The 21,689-nt window shown below is 72.1% G+C and carries 19 protein-coding genes, 1 tRNA gene and 1 other RNA gene; 15 read left to right on the top strand and 6 right to left on the bottom strand.

Annotated features, from left to right (window positions below):
- Nucleotides 1-15 precede the first annotated feature (15 nt).
- The 4 genes from Q8R60_04645 (at nt 16) to Q8R60_04630 (ending at nt 3,707) form a co-directional block, all read left to right on the top strand.
- The gene (locus Q8R60_04645) at nt 16-630 is read left to right on the top strand and encodes a hypothetical protein (GenBank protein MDP3711756.1); all 615 of its coding nucleotides are present in this window, start codon (nt 16-18) and stop codon (nt 628-630) included.
- Nucleotides 630-1,343, top strand: coding sequence for a L,D-transpeptidase (locus Q8R60_04640; protein ID MDP3711755.1), 714 nt, complete (start codon nt 630-632; stop codon nt 1,341-1,343). The genes Q8R60_04645 and Q8R60_04640 overlap by 1 nt, the downstream gene beginning before the upstream one ends.
- Before the next feature lie 31 nt (nt 1,344-1,374).
- The gene (locus Q8R60_04635) at nt 1,375-2,586 is read left to right on the top strand and encodes a sigma-70 family RNA polymerase sigma factor (protein MDP3711754.1); all 1,212 of its coding nucleotides are present in this window, start codon (nt 1,375-1,377) and stop codon (nt 2,584-2,586) included.
- A 176-nt stretch (nt 2,587-2,762) separates the two neighbouring features.
- The gene (locus Q8R60_04630; protein MDP3711753.1) at nt 2,763-3,707 is read left to right on the top strand and encodes a methyltransferase domain-containing protein; all 945 of its coding nucleotides are present in this window, start codon (nt 2,763-2,765) and stop codon (nt 3,705-3,707) included.
- Here Q8R60_04630 and Q8R60_04625 read toward each other — a convergent pair.
- Together Q8R60_04625 and Q8R60_04620 are read right to left on the bottom strand one after the other, a co-directional pair.
- A complete protein-coding gene (locus Q8R60_04625; GenBank protein MDP3711752.1) occupies nt 3,650-4,876 on the bottom strand; it encodes an acyltransferase in 1,227 nt (408 codons plus the stop codon). The two genes, Q8R60_04630 and Q8R60_04625, sit on opposite strands and share 58 nt — an antisense overlap.
- Nucleotides 4,873-6,861: a glycosyltransferase gene (locus tag Q8R60_04620; protein ID MDP3711751.1), complete on the bottom strand. Its 1,989-nt coding sequence runs from the start codon at nt 6,859-6,861 to the stop codon at nt 4,873-4,875. Before Q8R60_04620 ends, Q8R60_04625 begins: the two co-directional genes overlap by 4 nt.
- On the opposite strand from Q8R60_04620, the gene Q8R60_04615 reads away from it, so the two are divergent.
- Genes Q8R60_04615 through Q8R60_04605 form a run of 3 tightly spaced genes read left to right on the top strand, consistent with a single transcriptional unit; the run spans nt 6,832 to nt 11,033 of the window.
- Nucleotides 6,832-8,076 (top strand): ABC transporter ATP-binding protein, encoded by a 1,245-nt coding sequence (locus Q8R60_04615; GenBank protein MDP3711750.1) that lies wholly within the window; start codon nt 6,832-6,834, stop codon nt 8,074-8,076. The two genes, Q8R60_04620 and Q8R60_04615, sit on opposite strands and share 30 nt — an antisense overlap.
- Nucleotides 8,077-8,115: 39 nt before the next feature.
- A complete protein-coding gene (locus tag Q8R60_04610) occupies nt 8,116-9,243 on the top strand; it encodes an acyltransferase (protein ID MDP3711749.1) in 1,128 nt (375 codons plus the stop codon).
- Nucleotides 9,240-11,033, top strand: a complete 1,794-nt coding sequence (locus Q8R60_04605; protein MDP3711748.1) for a methyltransferase domain-containing protein — start codon at nt 9,240-9,242, stop codon at nt 11,031-11,033. Before Q8R60_04610 ends, Q8R60_04605 begins: the two co-directional genes overlap by 4 nt.
- Before the next feature lie 48 nt (nt 11,034-11,081).
- On the opposite strand, the gene Q8R60_04600 is transcribed toward Q8R60_04605, so the two are convergent.
- Both Q8R60_04600 and Q8R60_04595 read right to left on the bottom strand, forming a co-directional pair.
- Nucleotides 11,082-11,981 carry an ABC transporter permease gene (locus Q8R60_04600; GenBank protein ID MDP3711747.1) on the bottom strand — a complete coding sequence of 300 codons (900 nt, stop codon included), beginning with the start codon at nt 11,979-11,981 and terminating at the stop codon, nt 11,082-11,084.
- A 205-nt stretch (nt 11,982-12,186) separates the two neighbouring features.
- Entirely contained in the window at nt 12,187-12,738 is a 552-nt protein-coding gene (locus tag Q8R60_04595; GenBank protein ID MDP3711746.1) for a TetR family transcriptional regulator, read from the bottom strand.
- A gap of 54 nt (nt 12,739-12,792) precedes the next feature.
- Here Q8R60_04595 and Q8R60_04590 point away from each other — a divergent pair, with 54 nt between their 5' ends.
- Together Q8R60_04590 and Q8R60_04585 are read left to right on the top strand one after the other, a co-directional pair.
- Nucleotides 12,793-14,463 carry a GMC family oxidoreductase gene (locus Q8R60_04590; protein MDP3711745.1) on the top strand — a complete coding sequence of 557 codons (1,671 nt, stop codon included), beginning with the start codon at nt 12,793-12,795 and terminating at the stop codon, nt 14,461-14,463.
- A gap of 113 nt (nt 14,464-14,576) precedes the next feature.
- The gene (locus tag Q8R60_04585) at nt 14,577-15,437 is read left to right on the top strand and encodes a hypothetical protein (GenBank protein ID MDP3711744.1); all 861 of its coding nucleotides are present in this window, start codon (nt 14,577-14,579) and stop codon (nt 15,435-15,437) included.
- 48 nt (nt 15,438-15,485) lie between these two features.
- Here Q8R60_04585 and Q8R60_04580 read toward each other — a convergent pair whose 3' ends face one another.
- On the bottom strand, nt 15,486-16,829 hold the full coding sequence (locus tag Q8R60_04580; protein ID MDP3711743.1) for a cytochrome P450: 1,344 nt from the start codon (nt 16,827-16,829) through the stop codon (nt 15,486-15,488).
- A gap of 58 nt (nt 16,830-16,887) precedes the next feature.
- A tRNA-Ser gene (locus Q8R60_04575) sits at nt 16,888-16,973 on the bottom strand.
- An 80-nt stretch (nt 16,974-17,053) separates the two neighbouring features.
- Here Q8R60_04575 and Q8R60_04570 point away from each other — a divergent pair.
- The 6 genes from Q8R60_04570 (at nt 17,054) to Q8R60_04545 (ending at nt 21,670) form a co-directional block, all read left to right on the top strand.
- A complete protein-coding gene (locus Q8R60_04570; protein MDP3711742.1) occupies nt 17,054-17,296 on the top strand; it encodes a hypothetical protein in 243 nt (80 codons plus the stop codon).
- Between the two features lie 66 nt (nt 17,297-17,362).
- Nucleotides 17,363-17,461, top strand: an RNA gene (ffs, locus tag Q8R60_04565) — signal recognition particle sRNA small type.
- Between the two features lie 39 nt (nt 17,462-17,500).
- Complete coding sequence (locus Q8R60_04560) at nt 17,501-19,714, top strand: DNA polymerase III subunit gamma and tau (GenBank protein MDP3711741.1); 2,214 nt, start codon at nt 17,501-17,503, stop codon at nt 19,712-19,714.
- Between the two features lie 132 nt (nt 19,715-19,846).
- The gene (locus Q8R60_04555; GenBank protein MDP3711740.1) at nt 19,847-20,179 is read left to right on the top strand and encodes a YbaB/EbfC family nucleoid-associated protein; all 333 of its coding nucleotides are present in this window, start codon (nt 19,847-19,849) and stop codon (nt 20,177-20,179) included.
- Nucleotides 20,180-20,779 carry a recombination mediator RecR gene (gene recR / locus Q8R60_04550; protein MDP3711739.1) on the top strand — a complete coding sequence of 200 codons (600 nt, stop codon included), beginning with the start codon at nt 20,180-20,182 and terminating at the stop codon, nt 20,777-20,779.
- Between the two features lie 33 nt (nt 20,780-20,812).
- The gene (locus Q8R60_04545) at nt 20,813-21,670 is read left to right on the top strand and encodes a GNAT family N-acetyltransferase (protein MDP3711738.1); all 858 of its coding nucleotides are present in this window, start codon (nt 20,813-20,815) and stop codon (nt 21,668-21,670) included.
- The last annotated feature ends 19 nt before the right edge of the window (nt 21,671-21,689 follow it).

Here is a 21,689-nt window from a genome sequence, read left to right as displayed (position 1 = left end):
AAGAAGAGGTGGCACATGCGCGCACACACAATGGTCCGTGTCGGCGGGGTGCTGACGGCGGCTGGCCTGCTGTTGAGCCCCACCCTGGCGTGGGCCGACCACGAAGATGGCTGGTCCCCGCAGCCGCAGGCATCCGAGCAGCCGCAGGACTACCAGCAGCAGCCGGAGCCGGACGCCTCCAGCGAACCCACGTCGCCGGCGCAGGACGGCGAGTCCGCGGGGAGCCGTTCGGGCACGAGCAAGCAGATGGCACCGGCGCAGCGCACCAGCACCAGCACCGCGTCGGACACCTCTGCGGCCCAGGCCGCGGCAGCTACCTGCCCGACCGATGACGGTCTGCCGGTTCCCGTCGCAGGGACCGTCCTCGACACGGTCGGGACGGTTCAGGACACCGTCGAGGGCGTCGTCGGGCCGCTGCCCGTCGACGTGACCGGAACTGTGGGTGGCGCGCTGGGTTGTTCGGCGGAACCCTCCGCCTCCCCGGAGCCCGCCCCCAGTGACGAACCGGTCGTCACCCCTTCGGACGAGCCGACCGCAGGTGAGTCGTCGGCCGTGGCGGTGATCGGCGCGAGCCTGCCGGAGGCCGCCTCGGCCGAGGCCGTCAGCGCGCGGGTCTCCTTCGCCGGCTGATGAACCGCCCACGGCTCAGCACTCTGATCATCCTGTTGGTGATGACGGTGCTGACCGGCTGCGGCAACAGCTCCTCCGTCCCGGCCGCCTCCCCCCAAGCGGCCGGGACGGAGGCTGCGGTCGTGGGCACGGTGGTCGGTCGGCAGCTTTCGGCGTACACCTCTCCCGATGCTGCCCGCCCATTCCTGCGACTGAGCGCCACCACCCCGTTCGGGTCCCCCAGGGTGGTGCTGATTCGGGCGGTTCGTGGCAGCTGGCTGCAGGTGCTGCTCCCGGTCCGCCCCAACGGATCGACCGGTTGGGTACGACGCGGCGACCTGACCCTGACCAAGATCCACTACCGGGTCCGGGTGTCGCTGGCCGCACGGCAGCTCGTGATCTACCGCGGTACCCAGGAGCTGTTCCGGACCACGGCGGCCGTCGGCGCGACCACGACACCCACCCCGAACGGCCTGTACTTCGTCACCGATGTAGTGCGCACCTCGACCCAGCAGGCCGCCTACGGCCCGTACGCTCTGGGTCTGTCGGGGCACTCCCCGGTGTTGGAACGCTTCGGGGACGGCGACGCGCAGATCGCCCTGCACGGCACCTCCCAGCCCGACAGGCTCGGCCAGGCCGTCAGCAAGGGCTGCGTCCGGATCGGCAACACCGCCATCACCCGGCTGGCCAAGGAGCTGCCGCTCGGCACGCCGGTCCAGATCGACGCTGGCTAACCGATAATGACAGCGAGCCCAAGGAGAATCCATGACCGGCCGGCAGCAGGTAGCCGACGGCCGCGACCACCTGCTGGTGCGGGCCGCCCAACAGGGCCACGCGGACGCCTTCGCGCAGCTGGTCTCGGCGCACCGACCGTGGCTGGTCAGCCTGTGCCGCAGCCTGCTGTCCGGAGATCATCACGCGGCAGAAGACATCGCCCAGGAATGCCTGGTTCGGCTGCACTCCACGCTGGTGCACTGCCCGGAGCGCGAGCTGGCGGTGCGGCCCTGGCTGTCGGTGGTGGCCCGGCACGCCTGCATCGATCATGTCCGCCGCACGCAACGGCAGCCCGTCCCAGTCGAGAACCTGCCGGAGCGCAGCTCGCATGACGAGGACATCTTCGAGGTGGACCCGGCGTTGGCAAAGGCCTGGAGCCGGTTGACACCACGCCACCGCGAGGCGCTGTACCACCGTGAGCTGATCGGGTTGAGCTACGACGACATCGCGACGCTGCTCGACACCACCAGTGCTGGGGTGGAGTCGGTGCTGGTCCGCGCCCGGGCTGCGCTCCGCCGGGAGTACCGACGAGCCGGGGGACGCCTGCTGGGCTGCGGGGCGTTCCTCGGTCTGGAACGCAGCGTCCGGGGCCGTAACCCGCATCCGGAGGCGGTCGCTCACGTCGCGCGGTGCCGCAACTGCGCCCAGGTGCTCGGCGAGATCGAGCGGATGGCCGGCCTGTTGCGCGGCGCCCCACTGCCCCCGGCGCCGCCCACAAGGACGCCGTGGAGTGTGCTGCACGGCGGAGCCACCCGGATGGGTGAGCTGCTGGCCCCGGTGGCGCCGATGGTGTCGGATCTGGCCCACCTCACGGTGGCGGCGGGCGCAGCGTTGGCCATCGTCTCCCCGCTTGCGACCACAGCCCCGGCTGGTCGTCCGGACCTGCAGCCCACAGTGCAGTCCGGTGTGGAGCAAGTGGTGCCCGGTCCCGCCCGATCACCAGGCAGCTCGGCCTCCAGCACGCAGGTCCTTCCGTCTCCGCCGCCACGGCCCTCGTGGTACCAGTCGCCCACGTCCTTCCCCCAGCCTCCCTGGGGACCGGCACAGGAAGGCCCGACACCCACGCCGTGGTTCACCCCGGCGCCTCTCACCGTTCTGTCGCCCCAGCCACACGCTTCTGAGAGGCCACCCCCGACGTGGAACCCGACACCGAGCCGCTCACCGAACCGGTACGTTCCGCAGCAGCCGACGTCGCCACGCTAGCCATCGAAGGCAGCGTTCCTGAGACAGTCACGAGGTGCACCATTCGAGAGCGCACGTTCCACGACGACGCAGGTCACCGTGGGCTGGCCTGGACGGGTGAACGAGCCCTGCCCTGGCAGGAGGACCTCCAAGTCGTCTACGAGCACTACCACCGCTACCTGCTTGCCTCCGCCTGGGTGACGAACAAGGACGTCCTCGATCTGGGCAGCGGGGAGGGGTACGGCGCCGATCTGCTGGCCCGCACGGCCCGCTCCGTGGTGGGCGTCGACATCGCACCGGAGGCCGTCGAGCACGCTCGTCGCCGCTACGGTCGTGACCACGTGACGTTCGTCCAAGGGTCCATGATCGACACCTCCTCGATCGAGCCCGACAGCTGTGACGTCGTCGTCTGCTTCGAGGCCCTCGAGCACGTGGTGGAGCATCAGGAGCTCCTGGCCGTCGTCCACAAGGCGCTTCGGCCGGGCGGCCTGTTCGTCACCTCCACCCCCGAGCCGACCGCCTACAACGAGGACCGGTCTCACGGAGCGAACCCGTACCACGTGGGCGAGCTGACGCGCGCCGAGCTCGCGGCCCTGCTGTCCGACTCCTTCGCGCATGTGACGATGCTGGACCAGCGCATAGCGGTGGGTTCGCTGGTGACCTCCGCGGGGCCCGGACCCGCACAGACGACGGCCCTGGCTCGGGAGGGTGACGGTTGGATCGGCGTTCCTACGCCGCCGGCCACGTACCTGCTGGCAGTCGCCTCGGACGGTGACCTGCCGGTGGTCCCCACCGTCTCGGTGCTGGTGGACCCCGAGCTCGAGCTCGTCCGCGGCGTCCAGCGTCGGTGGTACGACGTCGTCGACGCGCTCAAGGTGAAAGACGAACGGCTGGCTGAGGCGACCGCGCTGGCCGACCGCCGGGCCGCCGACTCCCGCGTGAACGCCGACGTCCTGCGGGCGGAGCTGGCCACCCTGCAGGCCGAGCTCGTGCGCGCTCGGACGCAGGCCCGTGAGGCGAACGAAGAGCTGTCCCGTCTGCGGCAGCGCGTCGACCGCCTCAGGGGTTCACGGGTCTACCGTGGTTACCGCGCGCTGCGAGCCGGGGTGTCGACTTTCCGGACGGGTGCGGCGGTCATCTGAGTGGGTGACCCTGTTGGGCCCTCGGCATCGATCCGGTGGGCCACGAGGCCGGCGAGCCGGAGCGCGGGCCGCTCGATGGCGAACCAGCTGACCGCGGCCAGTGGCAGGGTGACGATCAGGACGACCGCGACGTTGACCACGAAGCCCAGCTCGCCGGTGGACCCACGGAAGACGTCGTAGAGCTGCAGGTCCCGCTGGGCGACGAAGTGCCAGAGGTAGATCCCGTAGGACACGACGCCGAGCGGGGCGAGGCCGCGCACGAGGCGGCCGTGGCTGCGGCCCGACGTCAGCCAGGCGAGGACGAGCGCACCCAGGACCGACCTGAGCAGACGTCGGCTGTCCTGCACCGCCAGCGCGGGCACGGCGTTGAGGCCGAGAACCAGCACGGTGACGACCACGGTGACCAGCGCCAACCGGCGGGGCCGGGCCAGCTGGCCGAGGATGTCCGGCAGGCGAGGCCACGCGGTCGCGGCCGCTGGGCTCCTGGCGATCGCGAGCAGCATTCCAGGAACGAACAGGGAGAACGCAGCCGGCACGGACAACCGCAGCGGCCGCGACCAGACGCTCTGCGCCTCGTCGCCCACGAACGCCACCGCGACTGTGAAGACCATCGACGCCAACAGCCCCCACCCGAGCACGGCGACGATCCGCCCGGGTGCGATCGGCCGGGGTCCTGTCCGCCTGCGGACCAGGTAGCAGACGGCCGGCACGAGCAGGTAGAAGACGACCTCCACGTGCAGCGTCCACGCGATGCCGAGACCCCGCGACAACTGGCCGGGGAAGGGATTCTGCAGGAGCAGGACGTGCAGGGCCCACTGCCACCAGGGCCAAGGGACGAAGGGCACGAAGGTGATCGCGGCGAGGGCCACCCAGTACGCCGGAAGGATCCGCAGCGCTCGACGGATCAGGTAGCGACGCAGGTCCGGCAGCGGCCGCCCGTCGAGCAGTCGTCGCAAGAACGGTCCAGCCACCAGGTAGCCGGACAGCGCGAAGAACACGTCGACGCCGACGTCGAGGTGCGCCCACAACGCATAGCGGACCGCATCACCACCCGGCACTCCTGTCGTGGGACGCCCGTGCGTGAACAAGCCGCTGTGGATGGCCAGCACGGACAGCGCGGCACCGGCGCGCAGCGCGTCGATCCCCGGGTCGCGGCTGAGGGCCCTCAACGACCGAAGACGCCGTGTCGGCCGAGCGCGGCGGCGAGCGCGGCGGCGGCGGCGGCGGGCGACATCCGCTGCGCGACGTGCTCCATCCCATTCCGCGACATACTCGACCACAATGCGTCGTCGTCGAGCAGCCGCACGACCGCCGCGGCGGTCTCCTCGGCGCCGTCGGCGATCAGCGCGTGGACGCCGTCCACCAGACCCATGCCTTCCGCTCCCACCATCGACGTGGCGACGGGCAGGCCACGGCGCAGGGCGTCCCCGACCTTGCCCTTCACACCGGCTCCGAAGCGCAAGGGGGCCACCATGACCCGGCTCTCGTCGTGCACCGCCGTCAGGTCGTCCACCCACCCGAGCACGTCCACGGCGCCGCCGTGCAGCTCGAGCAGCTCCGTCGGCATCCGGCTCCCCACCAGCCGCAGCTTCGTGCCGGGGCAGGCGGCCAGCACGAGCGGCAGCACGTCGTGCACCAGGAACGTCGCGCAATCCACGTTGGGCTGGTGCTCGAAGTTGCCGACGAGCAGCAGACCCGAGCGGCCGGCCGGCCCTGGCGCGGGCGCGAGCCGCTCGTGGACGTTGGACACCACCACGATGTCCGCGTCGGGAGCGGATGCCTGCAGCAGGCCGCGCTCCTCCTCGCTGACCACGAAGGTCAGGTCGGCGTCGCGGGTGGCCGCCAGCTCCAGCTCGCGCATGGTGGCCGCCAGTCGAGCCGTGGCACGAGCCGTGCCGGCGTCGACGGTCAGCGCTGCCTCGCGCTCGAGGCGGACGAAGTGGAGATCGACGGTGTCGTAGACCACGGTCGCGTCAGTCGCGAACTGTCGTATGAGCGGCAGGAACCGCACCGCGTTGGCTGGACGGCTCAGCACCACCAGGCTGAGAAACGGCCCCAGGGAGCGAAGGTGACTCGTCAGGTCGGTCGGCCCGTAGAGCACCTCGACACCGCGTTGCTGCAACCGGTCGAGCCATGGCTGTCGGACCTGTTCGTCGACGGGGACGACGGTGATGACGCAGCCCAGCTCCGCGAGGATCTCGAGCAGGTGCCACATGCGCTGCGACCCTGAGTCCTCGTCCGGCGTGGGCACCCGGTCGTCGACCACCAGCACGCGCGGACCGGTGCGTCTGTCCCTGGCGCGGACGACGTTGGCCGGGTCGTCGGTCTGCTGCTCGGCCAGCCGGTGAGCCCAGCGCTCCAGGAACACCTGGTGGTTGCGGACCTGATGCACCTTGCCACCGACGGCGATGTCGGTGCCGTGGGAGGCCCCTTCGTGGTGGAACACCGTTGCCCGGGGCTGGTAGACCACTCGCCAACCCCGCTCGCGGGCCCGGAAGCACAGGTCGGTGTCCTCGTAGTAGGCGGGCTCGAAGGCAGGGTCGAAGCCCTCCAACGCCTCCCAGACGCTCCGTCGTACGAGGAGGGCTGCGCCCGAGCAGTAGTCGACGTCGCGGCGGTAGGAGAACTCCCCACCGTCAGGACCCGCGCCGCGGCCGTAGTTCCACCCGTGCCCGTTGCTCCAGACGATGCCCCCTGCCTCCTGCAGGCGACGGTCCGGGTAGACCAGGCGCGCGCCGACGACCCCGATCGTGGGGTCGGCATCCGCTGTGTCCACGAGCTCGTCCAGCCACCCGACGGTGACCTCCGTGTCGTTGTTGAGCAGGACCACGTGGTCGCCGCGCGCTTCGGCCGCGCCGCGGTTGGCACTGCGGAGGAAGCCGACGTTGACCTCGCTGCGCAGCAGTCTCAGGTGGCGGACGTGGGCCAGGACGTCGGCTGTTTCGTCGGGCGACGCGTCGTCGACGACGATCACCTCGTAGGCCAGTCGCGGGGGACGGGCGGCGATCGACTCGAGGCAGCGCAGGGTGAGCTCCAGCTGACCGTACGCGCAGATCACCACGGAGGCCGCCGGTGCCGCCGAAGGCACCAGCATGATGTCCTCGGCCCGCGCCACCGAGTCGACGTGCGGACCGGCCGCGGCGATGGTGGACATCCATTCATTATGCTGCAGCGAACCGGCGACCGAGGGCCGACCGGCTGGAGGACTGCAGTGGCACTGAGCGCACACGGCGTCAGCAAGCAGTTCGCCACTTTCCAGCATCGGCCAACCCAGTTCAAAGAGCGCATCCTCCGCAAGGCAGTGGTGGGCCGCGAGTTCTGGGCGCTGCGCGACGTGTCGACCGAGGTTCAGCCCGGCGAGACGGTCGGCCTGATCGGGGCGAACGGTTCCGGGAAGAGCACGCTTCTGAAGATCTTCGGTGGGATCCTGCAGCCCACGACAGGCCAGGTCCGCGTGCGCGGTCGCATCGCCTCGCTGCTCGAGCTCGGTGCGGGCTTCAACGGGGAGCTGAGCGGCAGGGAGAACGTGTACCTCAACGCAGCGATGCTCGGCCTCACGCGTCGGGAGGTGGACCGCCTCTTCGACGACATCATCGCCTTCGCCGAGCTGGAGGACTTCGTCGACGGCGCCGTCAAGCACTACTCGTCGGGCATGTACGTGCGGCTCGGCTTCGCCGTCGCCGTGCACGTCGACCCGGACGTGCTGCTGGTGGACGAGGTCCTCGCGGTCGGCGACGAGCCGTTCGCAGCCAAGTGCCTCGCGAAGATCGCGGAGTTCCAGGACGAGGGCCGGACCATCTTGTGCGTGAGTCACTCGCTCGAGATGATCCAGGAGATGTGCAGCCGGGCTCTCGTCCTCAGCCACGGGAACCTGATCCACGACGGGCCGGCCACGGAGGGCATCCAGGTCCTGCGGGCGACCTTCAGCACGGCCATGACCCCCACCACCGTGTCCGCCGCGCAACCGGGCGTCGACCTGCTCGGGATCGACGTCGTGGACAGTTCGGGCGCGGTCCACTACGAGGCCCGTCCCGGTGACACCGTGCAGGTCCGGGTTCACCTGCGCTCCGCAGCCGCCTGCACGGCCGTCGTCCGCGTCGTGGTGACCGGGCACTTCGACCTGGCCATCTTCGTGCTCAGCACGCCGAGCGCGGTGGCACTACCGGCAGGCGAGTCGGCGGTGCTGTTCGCGGTCCCGGCGCTGCCTGCCGTAGAAGGAACCTTCTCGCTTGCCGTCGGCATCGAGGACGCCCGGACCGGCGCGGCACTCGGCGCGGCGCGCTTCGAGCACCGTCTGCACGTGCGCAGCGGGCACGGGTACGGCTTGCTCGGCGTACCGCATACCGGAGCGCTGCTGACGGAGCGGTAGCCGTCGCGATCCACCTTTGGCCCCTAGGATCACCGAGGCATGACGAGCGCCCTGGCCGAGACGACGAACCGTGCTCGGCCGCGCGACGACGAGCGCTCCGGTTGGTTGGACGGAATCCGGGGCCTGGCTGCGGTGCTGGTGCTCGTGGCGCACGCCTCCCGGCTGAGCGTTCCTGAGAGTCGTCGAGCTGCGTGGACCCCGCTCGAGGCGCTGCTGGGTCAAGCAGGTGTCGTGCTGTTCTTCGTCCTCTCCGGCTACCTGATCGGACGGATGTGGGTCAGCGATCGCCCCACGCCCTCCCTGCGCTCCTACGCCGTCCGCAGGGCCTTGCGGATCTGGCCGGCCTATGCGCTGGCCTACCTGGCCACGGTGCTGCTCCTCAGTCCCGACGACGTCCGGTCGACCGCGCAGTGGGTCCTGCACCTGCTGCTGCTGCACAGCTGGTGGCCCGGTGAGTACGTCGCGGTGTTCCCCATCGGCTGGACGCTCGGGGTGGAGGCGATGTTCTACGTCGTCGCCCCGTGGCTCCCGCGGTCCGCCCGTGCGCTTGGCCTGCTCTGGCTGGCGAGCGCAGCCCTGGGCCTTGTCGGTGGGGTGCTCGCGCCCGCGGCGTCGGACCCGAGCGGCTGGGTCGGCCCGCTGCGCTACAGCCTGCCGCCGTTGCTGTGCCTGTTCTGTCCCGGGATCCTCGTGGCGATGCGACCCGCTTGGCTCGACGGGCTCCGACAGCGCGAGCTGCTCAGCCTCTCGATCGCCGCCCCCGCGCTCGTGTTGGCCGTCTTCCTGAGCCGACAGGAACCGGTCTGGCTTCGGGACCTGCACTACCAGGCCCTCGCCGTGGCTTTCGGCATCGCCCTGCTGCATGCAGTCGACCGGCCCCCCGGAGCACCATGGCTGCTGCGACCCATGGCATCGCTCGGGGTGGTCTCCTACGGGATCTACCTGTGGCACAACACCCTGATGAACGTCCTCATCCACAGCGGCGTGCGCGCGCCCGGCGGTGACTGGGCAGCGGCGGCGGCGTTGCTGATGGTCGCGACGTTGCCGGTCGCGGCCTTGTCCTGGGTCGTGGTGGAGCGCCCGGCGCTCTCGTTGGCTCGCAGGCTCACCGCCGGGTCGCCGCCCCTGAGCCCGGCGGCGCAGCCAACCGGGTCGGAGACCAGATGACCGCGGGGAGCCAGGGCATCGGCATCGAACGGGCCGGCGAGGACGCCGGCTTGGACCGCTACTACGACAGCATGTTCCGCGACCGCGAGGCGATCTTCCCTCAGGCGCTGGAGCTGGACTTCTGGCGGGACCACTTCGTGATGCAGGCCTGTCGTTCCAGTGAGGTGCTGCACGGCCGGGTGGTCGACCTGGGCTGCGGTACCGGTGAGGTCGACGTCCTGATGGTCGAGGAGCTGCCCGCCGTCGCCTCGGTGACAGGGCTCGACATCAGCGACCATGGCCTGTCGTACGCCCGTCGCCACCGCGACCAGCTGCCCGCCGACGCCCGGGCACGAGTGCACTTCCACAAGGCCGACATCACCGCGACCGGACTTCCAGCCGGATCCGCGGACGCAGTGCTGCTCTCCCACACCCTGGAGCACCTGTGGAACCCCGCTCCCGTGCTCCGGGAGATCGGGCGGCTGCTGACGGCCGACGGGCTGGCGCTCGTCGTGGTGCCCGAGGGCCGGCACCACGATGACCCGGACCACAAGCGCCACCTCGGCCTCGACGGGTACCGCGGCCTGCTGGGTCGCTATGGGGAGGTGCACCGCACGTGGGCCAGCGAGGAGGGCGACCAGCTTGCCTTCGTCGTCCGCCCGCGCCCCCGGGCCCGGATGGTCGCCGTGCTGCGGTTCCGGGACGAACAGGCCCACGCGCAGGACCTCCTGGACCACCTCGCTGACGTGGTCGACGCCGCGGTGGTGCTCGACGACCGGTCCGGCGACGCGACGCCGGAGATCTGCGCTGCCCACCCGCTCGTCACCACGGTCCTGCACAACCGCAACGAGCCAGCCGACGAGGTGAGGGACAAGAACCGGTTGCTGGACGCGGCCTTGGCCGATGGGGCGGAGTGGGTGCTCGCCCTCGACGCCGACGAGCGGATCGAGCCCGGTGGCGAGCAGCTGCTGCGGGCGATGGTCGACAGCGCACCCCCCTGGGTGGACTGCCTGTCGCTGGACTGCCTGCACCTGTGGGACTCGATGCTGCAGGCAAGGTTCGACGGAGCCTACGGCCGCGACATCCGGCACCCCCGGCTGTTCCGGACCGAGGCCGTGCGTGAGCTGGGCGCCAGGTTCGCGAGCGCCGGCCACGACGCCGGACTGCATTGCGGCAGCGTCCCGGCCGAACTCGTCGCGCGCGCCGTCCCCACTCCGGTCCGCTTCCTGCACCTGGGCTACCTCGATGAGCACGTACGTCTCCGCAAGTCCGCCTTCTACGCTCAGCACGACCCGGAGTTCTTCCGATCCGGCAGCTACGAGCACATCCTGACGGCGGCGCAACTGCTGCTCCCCGTCACCGATCGCCGCGACCTACTGAGGGGCACGCGGTGGTCCTGGGAGGACGAGGCGGGACCTACGCGGTCCGACGCCCCGGCGGCGCAGGACGGGCTGGTGCTGGTCGACGGGGCGCTCCCCGAGGCGCAGCGCCGGGCGGTTCATCAGACCCGTTCCGGCTACCGGGTGCAGGTCGGGGGGGCGGCCAGCGTCTGGGCCGACCTGTGGGTCACCACGTTGGAGGAGGCCCGAGACGTACTGGGCCCGGACGTCCGCTCGCTGGGCTTCGGCCACGACGACCGCCGCGAGGAGGCCGGGTCCGTTCCCGACGAGGAGGCCCTCCGGGCCGCGCTCGCCGCCGCCACCGCGTGGCGCGCGGAATTCGAGCGGTCTCGGGCAGGTCGGCTGCTCGGGCGCTGGCGGAGCTGGCGCGACCGATCGACCCGGTGGCGCCGCCGGACCGCCAGTCGCTGATGCGGGCGGTCCCGATCCGCACCGGCGGACTCGCTCACCCGGCCGCCGTCACAGCTGCTCGGCGAAGTGCGGTTGCATCCTGGTGAAGACACGACGCGCGAGCAGCAGGAGGAGGGCGGTGATGACAAAGCCGAGGACGAGGTTGCGCACGTAGAACGCATATCCCGCATCGGGCAGCGTCAACGCCCTGCTGCCGTCCGGCGCCGTGTAGTAGGGCTGGTTGAAGACGGCGCGCTGGAACGTCGTGACGACGGTCGCCATCGGGTTGAGGAAGTAGGCCCAGAAGGCGTGGTAGGTGTCCAGCTCGGTCTTGGCGTAGCCGGCTGGGTAGACGATCGGGTTCGCCCACAGCCAGACGATCATGGCGATCTCGACGAAGTGGCTGGTGTCGCGGTAGCGCACGTTGAGGGCGCTCACCAACACCGCCAGGGCTGTGCTGAACAGCACCAGCAGCGCGAGGGCAGGAATCGCGAAGAGCAGCTCAGGGCCGATCCGCGCCGGGCTGAACGCGAGGACGAGGACGACGAGCAGCACGAGCTGCAGCAGGAACTGGGTCATCGCGAAGCCGACCGACGCCATGGGGAGGACCATGCGCGGGAACCGCACCTTCTTCACCAGCCCAGCGCTCGATGTGACGCTCTGCGTCGCGGCCGTGACCGCCTGGCTGAACGCGGTGAACGGAAGCAGCCCCGCCATCAGGTAGATCGCGTAGCCCTCGATGCCGTTGTCGAAGAGCTTCGTGAAGATGACGTAGTAGATGGTCATCAGCAGCAGCGGGTTGGCGAGCGACCAGGCGAAGCCGAGCACGGAGCCTTGGTACTTGACCTTGAGGTCTGTACGGACGAGCTGGACGAGCAGCTCCCAGCGGATCCTGTTCTGAGCCGACTCCCGTTCGTCGGCGAGCGCCGCTCGATGCCGGGCCGAGGTGGCGGGAAGCGGCTGGACCACGCGCTGTCGACCTCCGAGGTTTCCCGTCACGACGACCCTACCGGCGATCCACCTGCTGGGTTTCACCGCTCAGCCTACGACTACGTTCATCCAACCGGTAGCGCGAGTTCACATCCCACCGCCACCGCCACCGCCACCGCCATACGACCTGAGCCTGGTCCGCACGGAGCTCCTGCCCGGGGATGCGGCGCCGAGAGCGTGCGCGTCAGGGCAGCAGGGCGAGCGCGGCGTCGACGGCCGCGGCGTCGAAGGCCGCAGGGTCGCGGACCGCGGTGAAGGCGGCGCCCTGCACCAGGGCGACGACGACCGCGGCGAGGGCTCGGCCGTCACCGCCGGCCGCCTCGGCGCAGACCGGCTCGAAGACCCGGCGGTAGCCCTCGAGCGCGTCGCTGATGAGGCCGCGCAGCTCGCGGCCGACGAACCACGCGGCCAGCAGCAGCTCGACGGCCTCGCGCTGCTCGGGGATGCCCTCGAGCTCGACCCGGACCATCTCGCGCAGCCGGTCGTGGGGTGCGAGGGCGGCGAGCGCAGGGGTCACCGCGGCGTCCAGCGCCCCGTCGAGCAGCGAGGTCATCATCGCGGCGAGCAGCGCGTCCATCGAGCCGAAGTGGAAGAAGACCAGGCCGGGGGAGGCGCCCGCCTCGACGGCCACGGCTCGCGCGGTCACCGCGTCCAGCCCGTCACGGCGGGCCACCGCGAAGCAGGCAGCGAGCAGCTGCTCCCGGCGCTCCGCCTCCGGCACCTTGCGACCTGGCACAGCCGGACCGTAGACTCTCATTGACCACGCGGTCAACAATGAGGAGACACGGCAGTGGACTACGACGTCGTCGTCATCGGCTCCGGCTTCGGTGGGAGCGTCGCTGCCCTGCGGCTCACGGAGAAGGGCTACCGCGTCGCGGTCCTCGAGGCCGGCCAGCGCTTCACCCCCGAGACGTTGCCGAAGACCTCCTGGGACCTCAAGCGCTTCCTGTGGGCACCGGCCCTCGGCCTCAAGGGGATGCAGCGCATCACCTGGCTCAAGGACGTCGTCGTCCTGTCGGGCGCGGGAGTCGGCGGCGGCAGCCTCGTCTACGCCAACACCCTCTACCAGCCGCCGGCGTCGTTCTTCGCCGACCCGCAGTGGGCCCACATCACCGACTGGTACGACGAGCTCGCCCCCCACTACGACCAGGCCAAGCGGATGCTCGGCGTCGTCGAGCAGCCCGCGACGACGGCGGCCGACCGGGTCGTCCAGGAGGTCGCCGAGGAGATGGGCGTCGGACACACCTACCGGCGTACTCCTGTGGGGGTCTACTTCGGCACCGCCGGCAAGGAGGTCGAGGACCCCTACTTCGGCGGCGCCGGCCCTCGCCGCACCGGCTGCACGCACTGCGGCGACTGCATGATCGGCTGCCGGATCGGGGCGAAGAACCGCCTCGACCTCAACTACCTCTACCTCGCGGAGCAGGGCGGTGCGACGGTCCTGCCCGAGACGACCGTGACGGCCGTGCGCCCCCTCGCCGACGGCGGCTACGTCGTCGAGTCGCGCGCCACCGGATCCCGTCGTACGACGAGGAAGACCACGACCGCGCAGCACGTCGTGTTCGCGGCGGGCGCCCTCGGCACTCAGCGACTGCTGCTCGAGATGCGCGACTCCGGCGTCCTGCCGCGGATCAGTCGCACGCTCGGCACGCTGACCCGCACCAACTCCGAGGCGCTGCTCGGTGCGATGGCCCCCAAGAGCGCGGGCACCGACTTCACCAAGGGCGTCGCGATCACGAGCAGCTTCCACCCCGACGAGCACACCCACATCGAGCCGGTCCGCTACGGCAAGGGCAGCAACGCGATGGGGCTGCTGTCGACGATGCTCGTCGACGGCGGCGGCCGGGTGCCGCGACCGCTGAAGTTCCTCGGCCAGGTCGTGCGCCACCCGTGGCTGTTCGCGCAGAGCCTATCGGTCAGCCGCTGGAGCGAGCGCACGATCATCGCGCTGGTCATGCAGAACCTCGACAACTCCCTCACCGTCACCCGCACCAAGCGGGGCCGGCTCACGACCGGCCCCGGCCACGGCGAGCCCAACCCGACCTGGATCCCGGTCGGCCACGACGCCGTCCGCCGGATGGCCGACAAGATCGGTGGTCACCCGGGCGGGACCCTCGGCGACATCGCCAACGTCCCGATGACCGCCCACGTCATCGGTGGCGCGGTCATCGGCGCCGACGCCGACGAGGGTGTCGTCGACGGCTACCACCGCGTCTTCGGCCACGACGGCCTGCACGTCGTCGACGGCGCCGCGCTGTCGGCCAACCTCGGGGTCAACCCGTCGCTGTCCATCACGGCGCAGGCCGAGCGCGCCTTCAGCCTGTGGCCCAACAAGGGCGAGCACGACCCACGACCGGAGCTCGGCACGCCGTACCGCCGCGTCGAGCCCGTCGAGCCGCACCGCCCCGCGGTGCCGGCCAGCGCCCCGGGCGCGCTGCGGCTGTCGATCACGCCCGTCTGATCTGACGGCTTGCCGACAGTGTCTCCTGGCCGACAGACCGGGCTGTCCTGACGGCGCACCCTGTGGTTCATCCGCTGGCCGTCCGGCCAGGACGAGCAACCCAGGAGAGCCTCATGAACAGCAACGACGAGATCCTCTCGGTCGTCCCGACGCAGGACGCCCCGGAGATCGACGAGCTCGACGACGTCGAGGGCCACGGCCTCAAGGAGGTCGTCGTCGGCCTGTCGGCCGCCGCCGTCCTCGGTGGCGGTGTCGCCAGCGCGGCGAGCTCCATCCCGCCGATCGGTGACGACATGAAGACGCCGGGTGCCGCCGCGGCCGTCGTCCAGGGCGCGCAGGACGACGTCAACACCGTCACGGCCCCGGTCGCCAAGCAGGTCGACCGCACCGTCGCCAGCATCAACAGCACCACGACGAAGACGGTCGCCGGTGCGACGACGCTCGCCAAGGGAATGGTCACCACGGTCGACACCCTCGCCGCCGACACCATCACCCAGGCCGGTGCAGTCGTCCGCGAGGTGGCGTCCGACCCCGCGAGCTACGCCACCAACGCCACCCGCCCGTCGGTGCAGAAGGCCAGCAACACCGTCAACCGCCTCGGTGATCGGACGATCGACCTCACCGTCACGACCATCAAGGACGCGACGGCCGCGGTCGACTCCGCCCTCGACGGCGCCTTCGGGACCGCCTCGTCGACCCTGAAGGTCGTCACCGCGACGGCCGACAGCGCCACCGCCACGACGACCGACATCGTGCTCGGCCTGCAGGGCTCCGACGTCGAGGCCGGCGCGAAGGCCCAGTCCAAGGACGCCTGGCTCGTCGCGAAGGTCGGCAACGAGGTCGTCGGCAGCGCCCAGATGGACGGCGGCCAGTGGACCGTCACCATCGAGAGCCGTCACCTGTCGAGCCCGATCACCTTCTCCGTCGGTGGTCAGCACGACATCCCGCCGATGACGGTGCACCTGTCCCGGTAGCACGTGCCTGCTCTGCGGCCCCGTCCCCGTTCCCCGGGGGCGGGGCCGTCAGCGTGCGGGGACGAGCTCCATCCGCATGCCGTGGGCCGGGCGCAACGTGACCGCCGCGCGCACCCCTACCCGCTGGTCCGCGACCCGCCGCGGCGCCCAGTCGCGGGCGAGCACTGCGAGCAGCAGCACCGCCTCGGTCCAGGCGAAGGACTCCCCGATGCACTGGCGCGTCCCGGCCCCGAATGGCACCCACGCCCCCCGCGGCTGACCCGGCGCGTCCTCGTCGAAGCGGCCGTCGCGCAGCCACCGCTCGGGCCGGAACTGCAGTGGTGCGTCCCAGCTGTCCGGGTCGCGGTGCAGCACCCACACCGGCACCAGCACGGTGCGCCCGCGCGGCACGGCGATCCCGTCGAGCACGACGTCCTCGACCGCCTCGCGCTCGAGCATCCACGCCGGCGGGAAGAGCCGCATCGCCTCGGCCACCACCGCGTAGAGGTAGGGCAGGGACGGCAGGTCGGAGTACGCCGGAAGCCTGTCGCCCACCGCCTCCGCCACCTGCGCGCGCACCCGCGTCGCCACCGCCGGGTGGTCGGACAGCAGGTGCCAGGTCCAGGTCAGTGCGTTAGCCGTCGTCTCGTGCCCCGCGAGCAGCAGCGTCATGACCTCGTCCCGGAGCTCGTCGTCGTCGAGCTCCCCGGACGCGAGCAGCGCCGCGACGACGTCGTCGCCGGGCCCGCTCTCGCTGCGTCGGCGTCCGTCCGCTACGACATCCCGGACGAGCGCGTCGAGGGAGGCCAGGGCCGCGCGGGTCCGGACCGCCGGTGGCAGCGGGGTGTCGAGCAGGGCCAGCATGCCGGGGATCAGCGCGACCTCCCAGGCCCGCAGCGCCGTCGCGAGCGCCGGCCCGACCTTCGCCGCCGCCTCGGCGCCGGTCGCCGTCCCGAGCAGGGTGCGGCCCACCGCTGCGAGGGTGAGCTCTTGCATCTCGGTGGTCATCTCGACGACGGCGCCGGGCCGCCACGCCCGCGCGTGCTCGACGCCCGCGAGGACGACGTCGTCGGCGTACCCGGCCATCCTGCTGTGGTGGAAGGCCGGCTGCACCAGCGGCCGGTGTCGGCGGTGCCGCTCGCGGTCGGCGGTGAGCAGGCCCTTGCCGAGCAGCAGCTCGGTGCGGCCGAGAGCCTCGCCCTTGGCGAAGGAGCGGGCCTTCGTGACGAGCACCTCGCGGGCGAGCGACGGGTGCAGCACGACCGTCGCCGAGCGCGACCCGGCGACGAGGTCCACCGCGCGGGGGCTCATCCTCCGCAAGCCGTCGAACAGCGCCGTCGTGCGGCTGCGGTCGACGAAGCCGCGCAGCCGGCTGGGGGTCAGGCGGGCACGGGGGACCGGAGGGCTGGCCATGCCGCAGTCTGCCGCGCAACGACGAGAGCCGCCCCGGCGGGGGCGGCTCTCGAGGGGGCGGAGGATACGAGATTCGAACTCGTGAGGGGTTGCCCCCAACACGCTTTCCAAGCGTGCGCCATAGGCCAACTAGGCGAATCCTCCGCCGACGATCCTAGCGAAGCGCCGGGCGGGCGTGCGAGGGTCGCGCGAGCCAAGGGGGGCGGTTCCTGCCGTTCAGCCTGGTGACCGCTGTCGGGGGCGCGTGGTGGGGCGAGCGCGTGGTCACCAACACCTCGGCTGGGGCGCTGCGCGAGCCGGTCGCGATCGGAGCCCGCAACTGCTTGGAGGACACGGGCGGACGTCCGGCCTTCAGCATCGCCCAGGGCACGCCCTTCAAGGCCGGCACCGCGGTCGTGGGGCGCACCCTGCTGGCCACCAACCTCGGCACCTCCGTCAGTCAGCGCGTCGAGCTCCGGGTGCAGTAGCGGGACGGATGTCCCCAGTGCGGCCGGGGCCGTCGTACGGGGGGTCGGTGGGCGGGTACTGTCACCGACGACCCCTCGTGCGGCGCGCACCTCGCTGAACCCCCCCAGGGCCGGAAGGCAGCAAGGGCAGGCGGGCTCTGTGCGGGTGTGCGAGGGGTCGCCGGCTTCCCCGCCCCACCTGCTCGCCGTTGCCCGGAGGTCGTCGTGAGCCTTGCGCTCTATCGCAAGTATCGTCCGGGCAGCTTCGGCGAGGTGCTCGGCCAGGAGCACGTGACGGGCCCGCTCCAGCAGGCGCTGCGCAACGGCCGCATCCACCACGCCTACCTCTTCAGCGGGCCGCGCGGGTGCGGCAAGACGTCGTCCGCGCGCATCCTCGCCCGCTCGCTCAACTGCGCGCAGGGCCCGACGCCGGACCCGTGCGGGACCTGCGACAACTGCGTCGCGCTCGCGCCCAACGGCCCCGGCTCGCTCGACGTCGTCGAGATCGACGCCGCGTCGCACGGTGGTGTCGACGACGCCCGCGACCTGCGCGAGCGGGCGTTCTACGCGCCGGTCTCCAGTCGCTTCAAGGTCTACATCATCGACGAGGCCCACATGGTCTCGCGCGAGGGCTTCAACGCGCTGCTCAAGCTCGTCGAGGAGCCGCCGGACTACCTGCGCTTCGTCTTCGCGACGACCGAGCCGGAGAAGGTCCTGCAGACCATCCGCTCGCGCACCCACCACTACCCGTTCCGGCTGATGCCGCGCGCCGACCTCACCCGGCTGCTCACCGACGTCGTCGCCTCCGAGGGCATCGCCGTCGACCCGACCGTCATCCCCCTGGTCGTGCGCGCCGCTGCCGGGTCCGCGCGTGACGGGCTGTCGATCCTCGACCAGGTCCTGGCGTCGTCCGGCGCGGACGGCGTGACCCGCGAGGCCGCGGCCGGGCTGCTCGGCGTCACCCCGGACACCCTGCTCGACGACGTCGTCGACGCCTTCGCGGCCCGCGACGGTGCCGCGGTCTTCGCGACCGTCGACCGCGTCATGGAGGGCGGCCACGACCCGCGCCGCTTCGCCCAGGACGTGCTCGAGCGGCTGCGCGACCTCGTCGTCCTCGATGCCGTGCCCGACGCCGGGGAGAGCGGCCTGCTCGACTGCCCACCCGACCAGCTGCAGCGGATGGCCCGCCAGTCCGCGGCCCTCGGCAGCGCCGGGCTGTCCCGCGCCGCCGACCTGCTCCACGAGGGGCTCACCGAGATGAGGGGTACGACGGCCCCCCGCCTCCTGCTCGAGCTCGTCTGCGCCCGCGTCCTGCTCCCTGCCGCCTCCACCGGTGACGCGGCGGTGCTGGCCCGCGTCGAGCGCCTCGAGCGCCGCCTCGACATCGCCGGCGACCCGGGGCCTGCCGTCGCCTCCTCCGCGACGTCTGGCCACCCGGGCGCATCCGCCGCGGCACCTGACCGGACCTCGTCGGAGCAGTCGGGCATCGCCGCCGCCCGTGCCGCCGCAGCAGCCGCCGCTGCCGCAGCCGCGAGCGCCCCGACCCCCGTGGCCCCGGCTGCCCCGGTGCCCCCCGCCGCTCCGGCCGCGGCGCCCCCGGCCCCGGTGCCCCCCGCCCCGGCTGCCCCTGCAGCGGCCGCACCCGCCCCTACCGCCACGCCCACCCCCGTCCCCGCGACGCCCGCTCGACCGGACGCGCCCGCCGCGGCACCGGAGCGGGCGACTCCCGCCGCGCCTGCCGCTGCGCCTGCCGCTGCGTGGCCCGAGCCGGTCCGCCCGGGAAGCGGCAGCGAACCCGCCACGGCTGCCGCACCCGCCGCTCCCGCCGCATCCGCCGACGTGCCGGCCGCCGCGCCCGCGCCGTCGGGTGGACCGGACGCTCCCGAGGCACCTGCCGAGCAGGCGTCGCCGACAGCGGTGCCCTCACCCGCAGCCGCGCCCGCCGCAGCGGCACCGGTTGCAGGGGGCCTCGACGCGGCCGCGGTGCGCCGGTCGTGGGACGCGATCCTCGACGCCGTCAGCCAGGTCAAGCGGGTCGCGTGGACGCAGCTCGTCGACGCGCAGGTCCAGGCGCTGTCGGGCCGCACGTTGACGCTCGCCTTCGGCCACCCCGGGACGATGCGGGCCTTCCAGTCCGGTTCGAGTCCCGACTTCGTCAAGGACGCGCTGCGCAGCGTGCTCGGCCTCGACGTCGACCTGCACTGCGTGCCCGCCGACGGTGCGGCTGCTCCCTCAGCCGACCGGTCGCCCGCCGGTGAGGACCGGCCCGCGCAGCAGGCGCCCCCGGCGTACGAGGGATTTGCGCCTGGTGACGAGATGGAGCCCGAGGACCCGGACGCCCCGCCGCCCCCGAGCGACCGCGTGCTCGGCGAGGAGGCGGCGCTGGAGCTCGTCACGAAGGAGCTCGGCGGTCGCGTCGTCGGCACCCTCGGCGAGTGAGCCCCAACTGACTCGCGCGCTGTCTCGGGTCAGGGTGGTCGCCCTGGTGACCCCGATCGACCGAGACGCGACGGACCGGCTCCACGGCCTAGGCTCTGCGACGACGGTGCACGACGACGACGAGGACGACGCATGAAGCCCGGTGGCCAGCCCAACATGCAGGCGCTGATGAAGCAGGCGCAGAAGATGCAGGCGCAGCTCGCGGCCGCCCAGGAGGAGCTCGCGGCGACCGAGGTCACGGGCACGTCGGGCGGCGGTCTCGTCACCGCGCGCATCACCGGCGCCGGCGAGGTCACCGGCATCAGCATCGACCCGAAGGCCGTCGACCCCGACGACGTCGAGTCGCTCGAGGACCTCGTGCTCGCCGCGATCCGTGACGCCTCGGCCGCCGCGCAGGCGCTGGCCGCCGAGAAGATGGGGCCGGTCACCGGCGGGATGGGCGGCCTCGGGCTGCCCGGGATGTAGGTGTACGAAGGCGCGGTCCAGGACCTCATCGACGAGCTCGGCCGCCTGCCCGGCGTCGGCCCGAAGAGCGCCCAGCGGATCGCCTTCCACCTGCTGTCGGCCGACCCCGTCGACGTCAAGCGGCTGGTGACCGCGCTGGTCGAGGTCAAGGAGAAGGTCCGCTTCTGCAAGGTCTGCGGCAACGTCACCGAGCAGGACGAGTGCCGCATCTGTCGCGACCCGCGCCGCGACCTCACCGTCATCTGCGTGGTCGAGGAGAGCAAGGACGTCGTCGCGATCGAGAAGACCCGCGAGTTCCGCGGCCGCTACCACGTGCTCGGTGGCGCCATCTCGCCGATCGACGGCATCGGCCCCGACGACCTGCGGGTGCGCGAGCTGATGGTGCGGCTGCAGGACGGCAGCGTCACCGAGCTCATCCTCGCGACCGACCCCAACCTCGAGGGCGAGGCGACCGCGACCTACCTCGCGCGCCTGGTCAAGCCGATGGGCCTCGCGGTCACCCGGCTCGCGAGCGGACTGCCCGTCGGAGGAGATCTGGAGTACGCCGACGAGGTCACCCTCGGACGCGCCTTCGAAGGGCGCCGTCGCCTCGACGTGTGACACACCGCACGCGAATGCGGCAGGGTGGCCGGCGTGATCCGACCCATGACCGCCGACGACGTGGAGGGCGCGCGGCTCGTCACCGTCGCGGCCCTGCAGGACCTCGACCGGCGCATCGGCGAGCCGGTCGCGGAGGTGACCGAGCACGCGGTCGCCAACGCCCGCCGCCGGATCGGTCACCTTCAGGCGACCGATCCCGACTCGTCGTGGGTCGCGGTCGACGACGATCGGGTCGTGGCGTGCGCGCTCGCGCTCGTCCGGGACGGCACGTGGTTCCTCTCGCTGCTCATGGTGGAGCCGTCGCAGCAGGGCACCGGCCTCGGCCGGCAGCTGCTCGACAGGTCGCTGACGACGGCGACCGACCGGTCCTGGATCACCTCGACCGTCGACCCGGCGGCGCTGCGCCGCTACCGCCGCGCCGGCTTCGACCTGGTGCCCGCCTACGTCGGCAGGGGCCCCGTCGACCGGGCGCTGCTGCCGGCGACGCCGGGGGTGCGGGTCGGGTCCTTCGACGACGACCGCGACCTCGTCGAGGACGTGCTCGTCGCGCAGCGGGGCGCCCGCTCCGGCACCGACCTCGACGTGCTGCAGGGCAACGGCTGGCAGTTGCTCGTCGTCGACGACGCGGCAGGACGGGGGTTTGCCGTCGTACGCCATGGTGGTCCTGTCTGGGTCGGCGGCACGACGACCGACGCCGCCCGGCAGGTGCTGATCGCGTCGGTCGCGGAGGCCGGCGACGAGGTCGAGGTCGACTGGCTGTCCGCCGACCAGCAGTGGGCGATCGACGCCTGCCTGGACCTGCGGCTCGGGCTGCACGGCGGGGCCTCGATCTGCCTGCGGGGCCGGCCCGGCCCGATGACGGCCTACCTCCCGAGTGGCGCCTTCGGCTGACCCCGCCGTTGCGTCATAG

Source organism: Mycobacteriales bacterium (genome assembly GCA_030697205.1).
Lineage (GTDB): Bacteria > Actinomycetota > Actinomycetes > Mycobacteriales > SCTD01 > JAUYQP01.
Note: the sequence above shows the minus strand (reverse complement) of the source record. Positions and strands in the feature narration are given on the sequence as shown.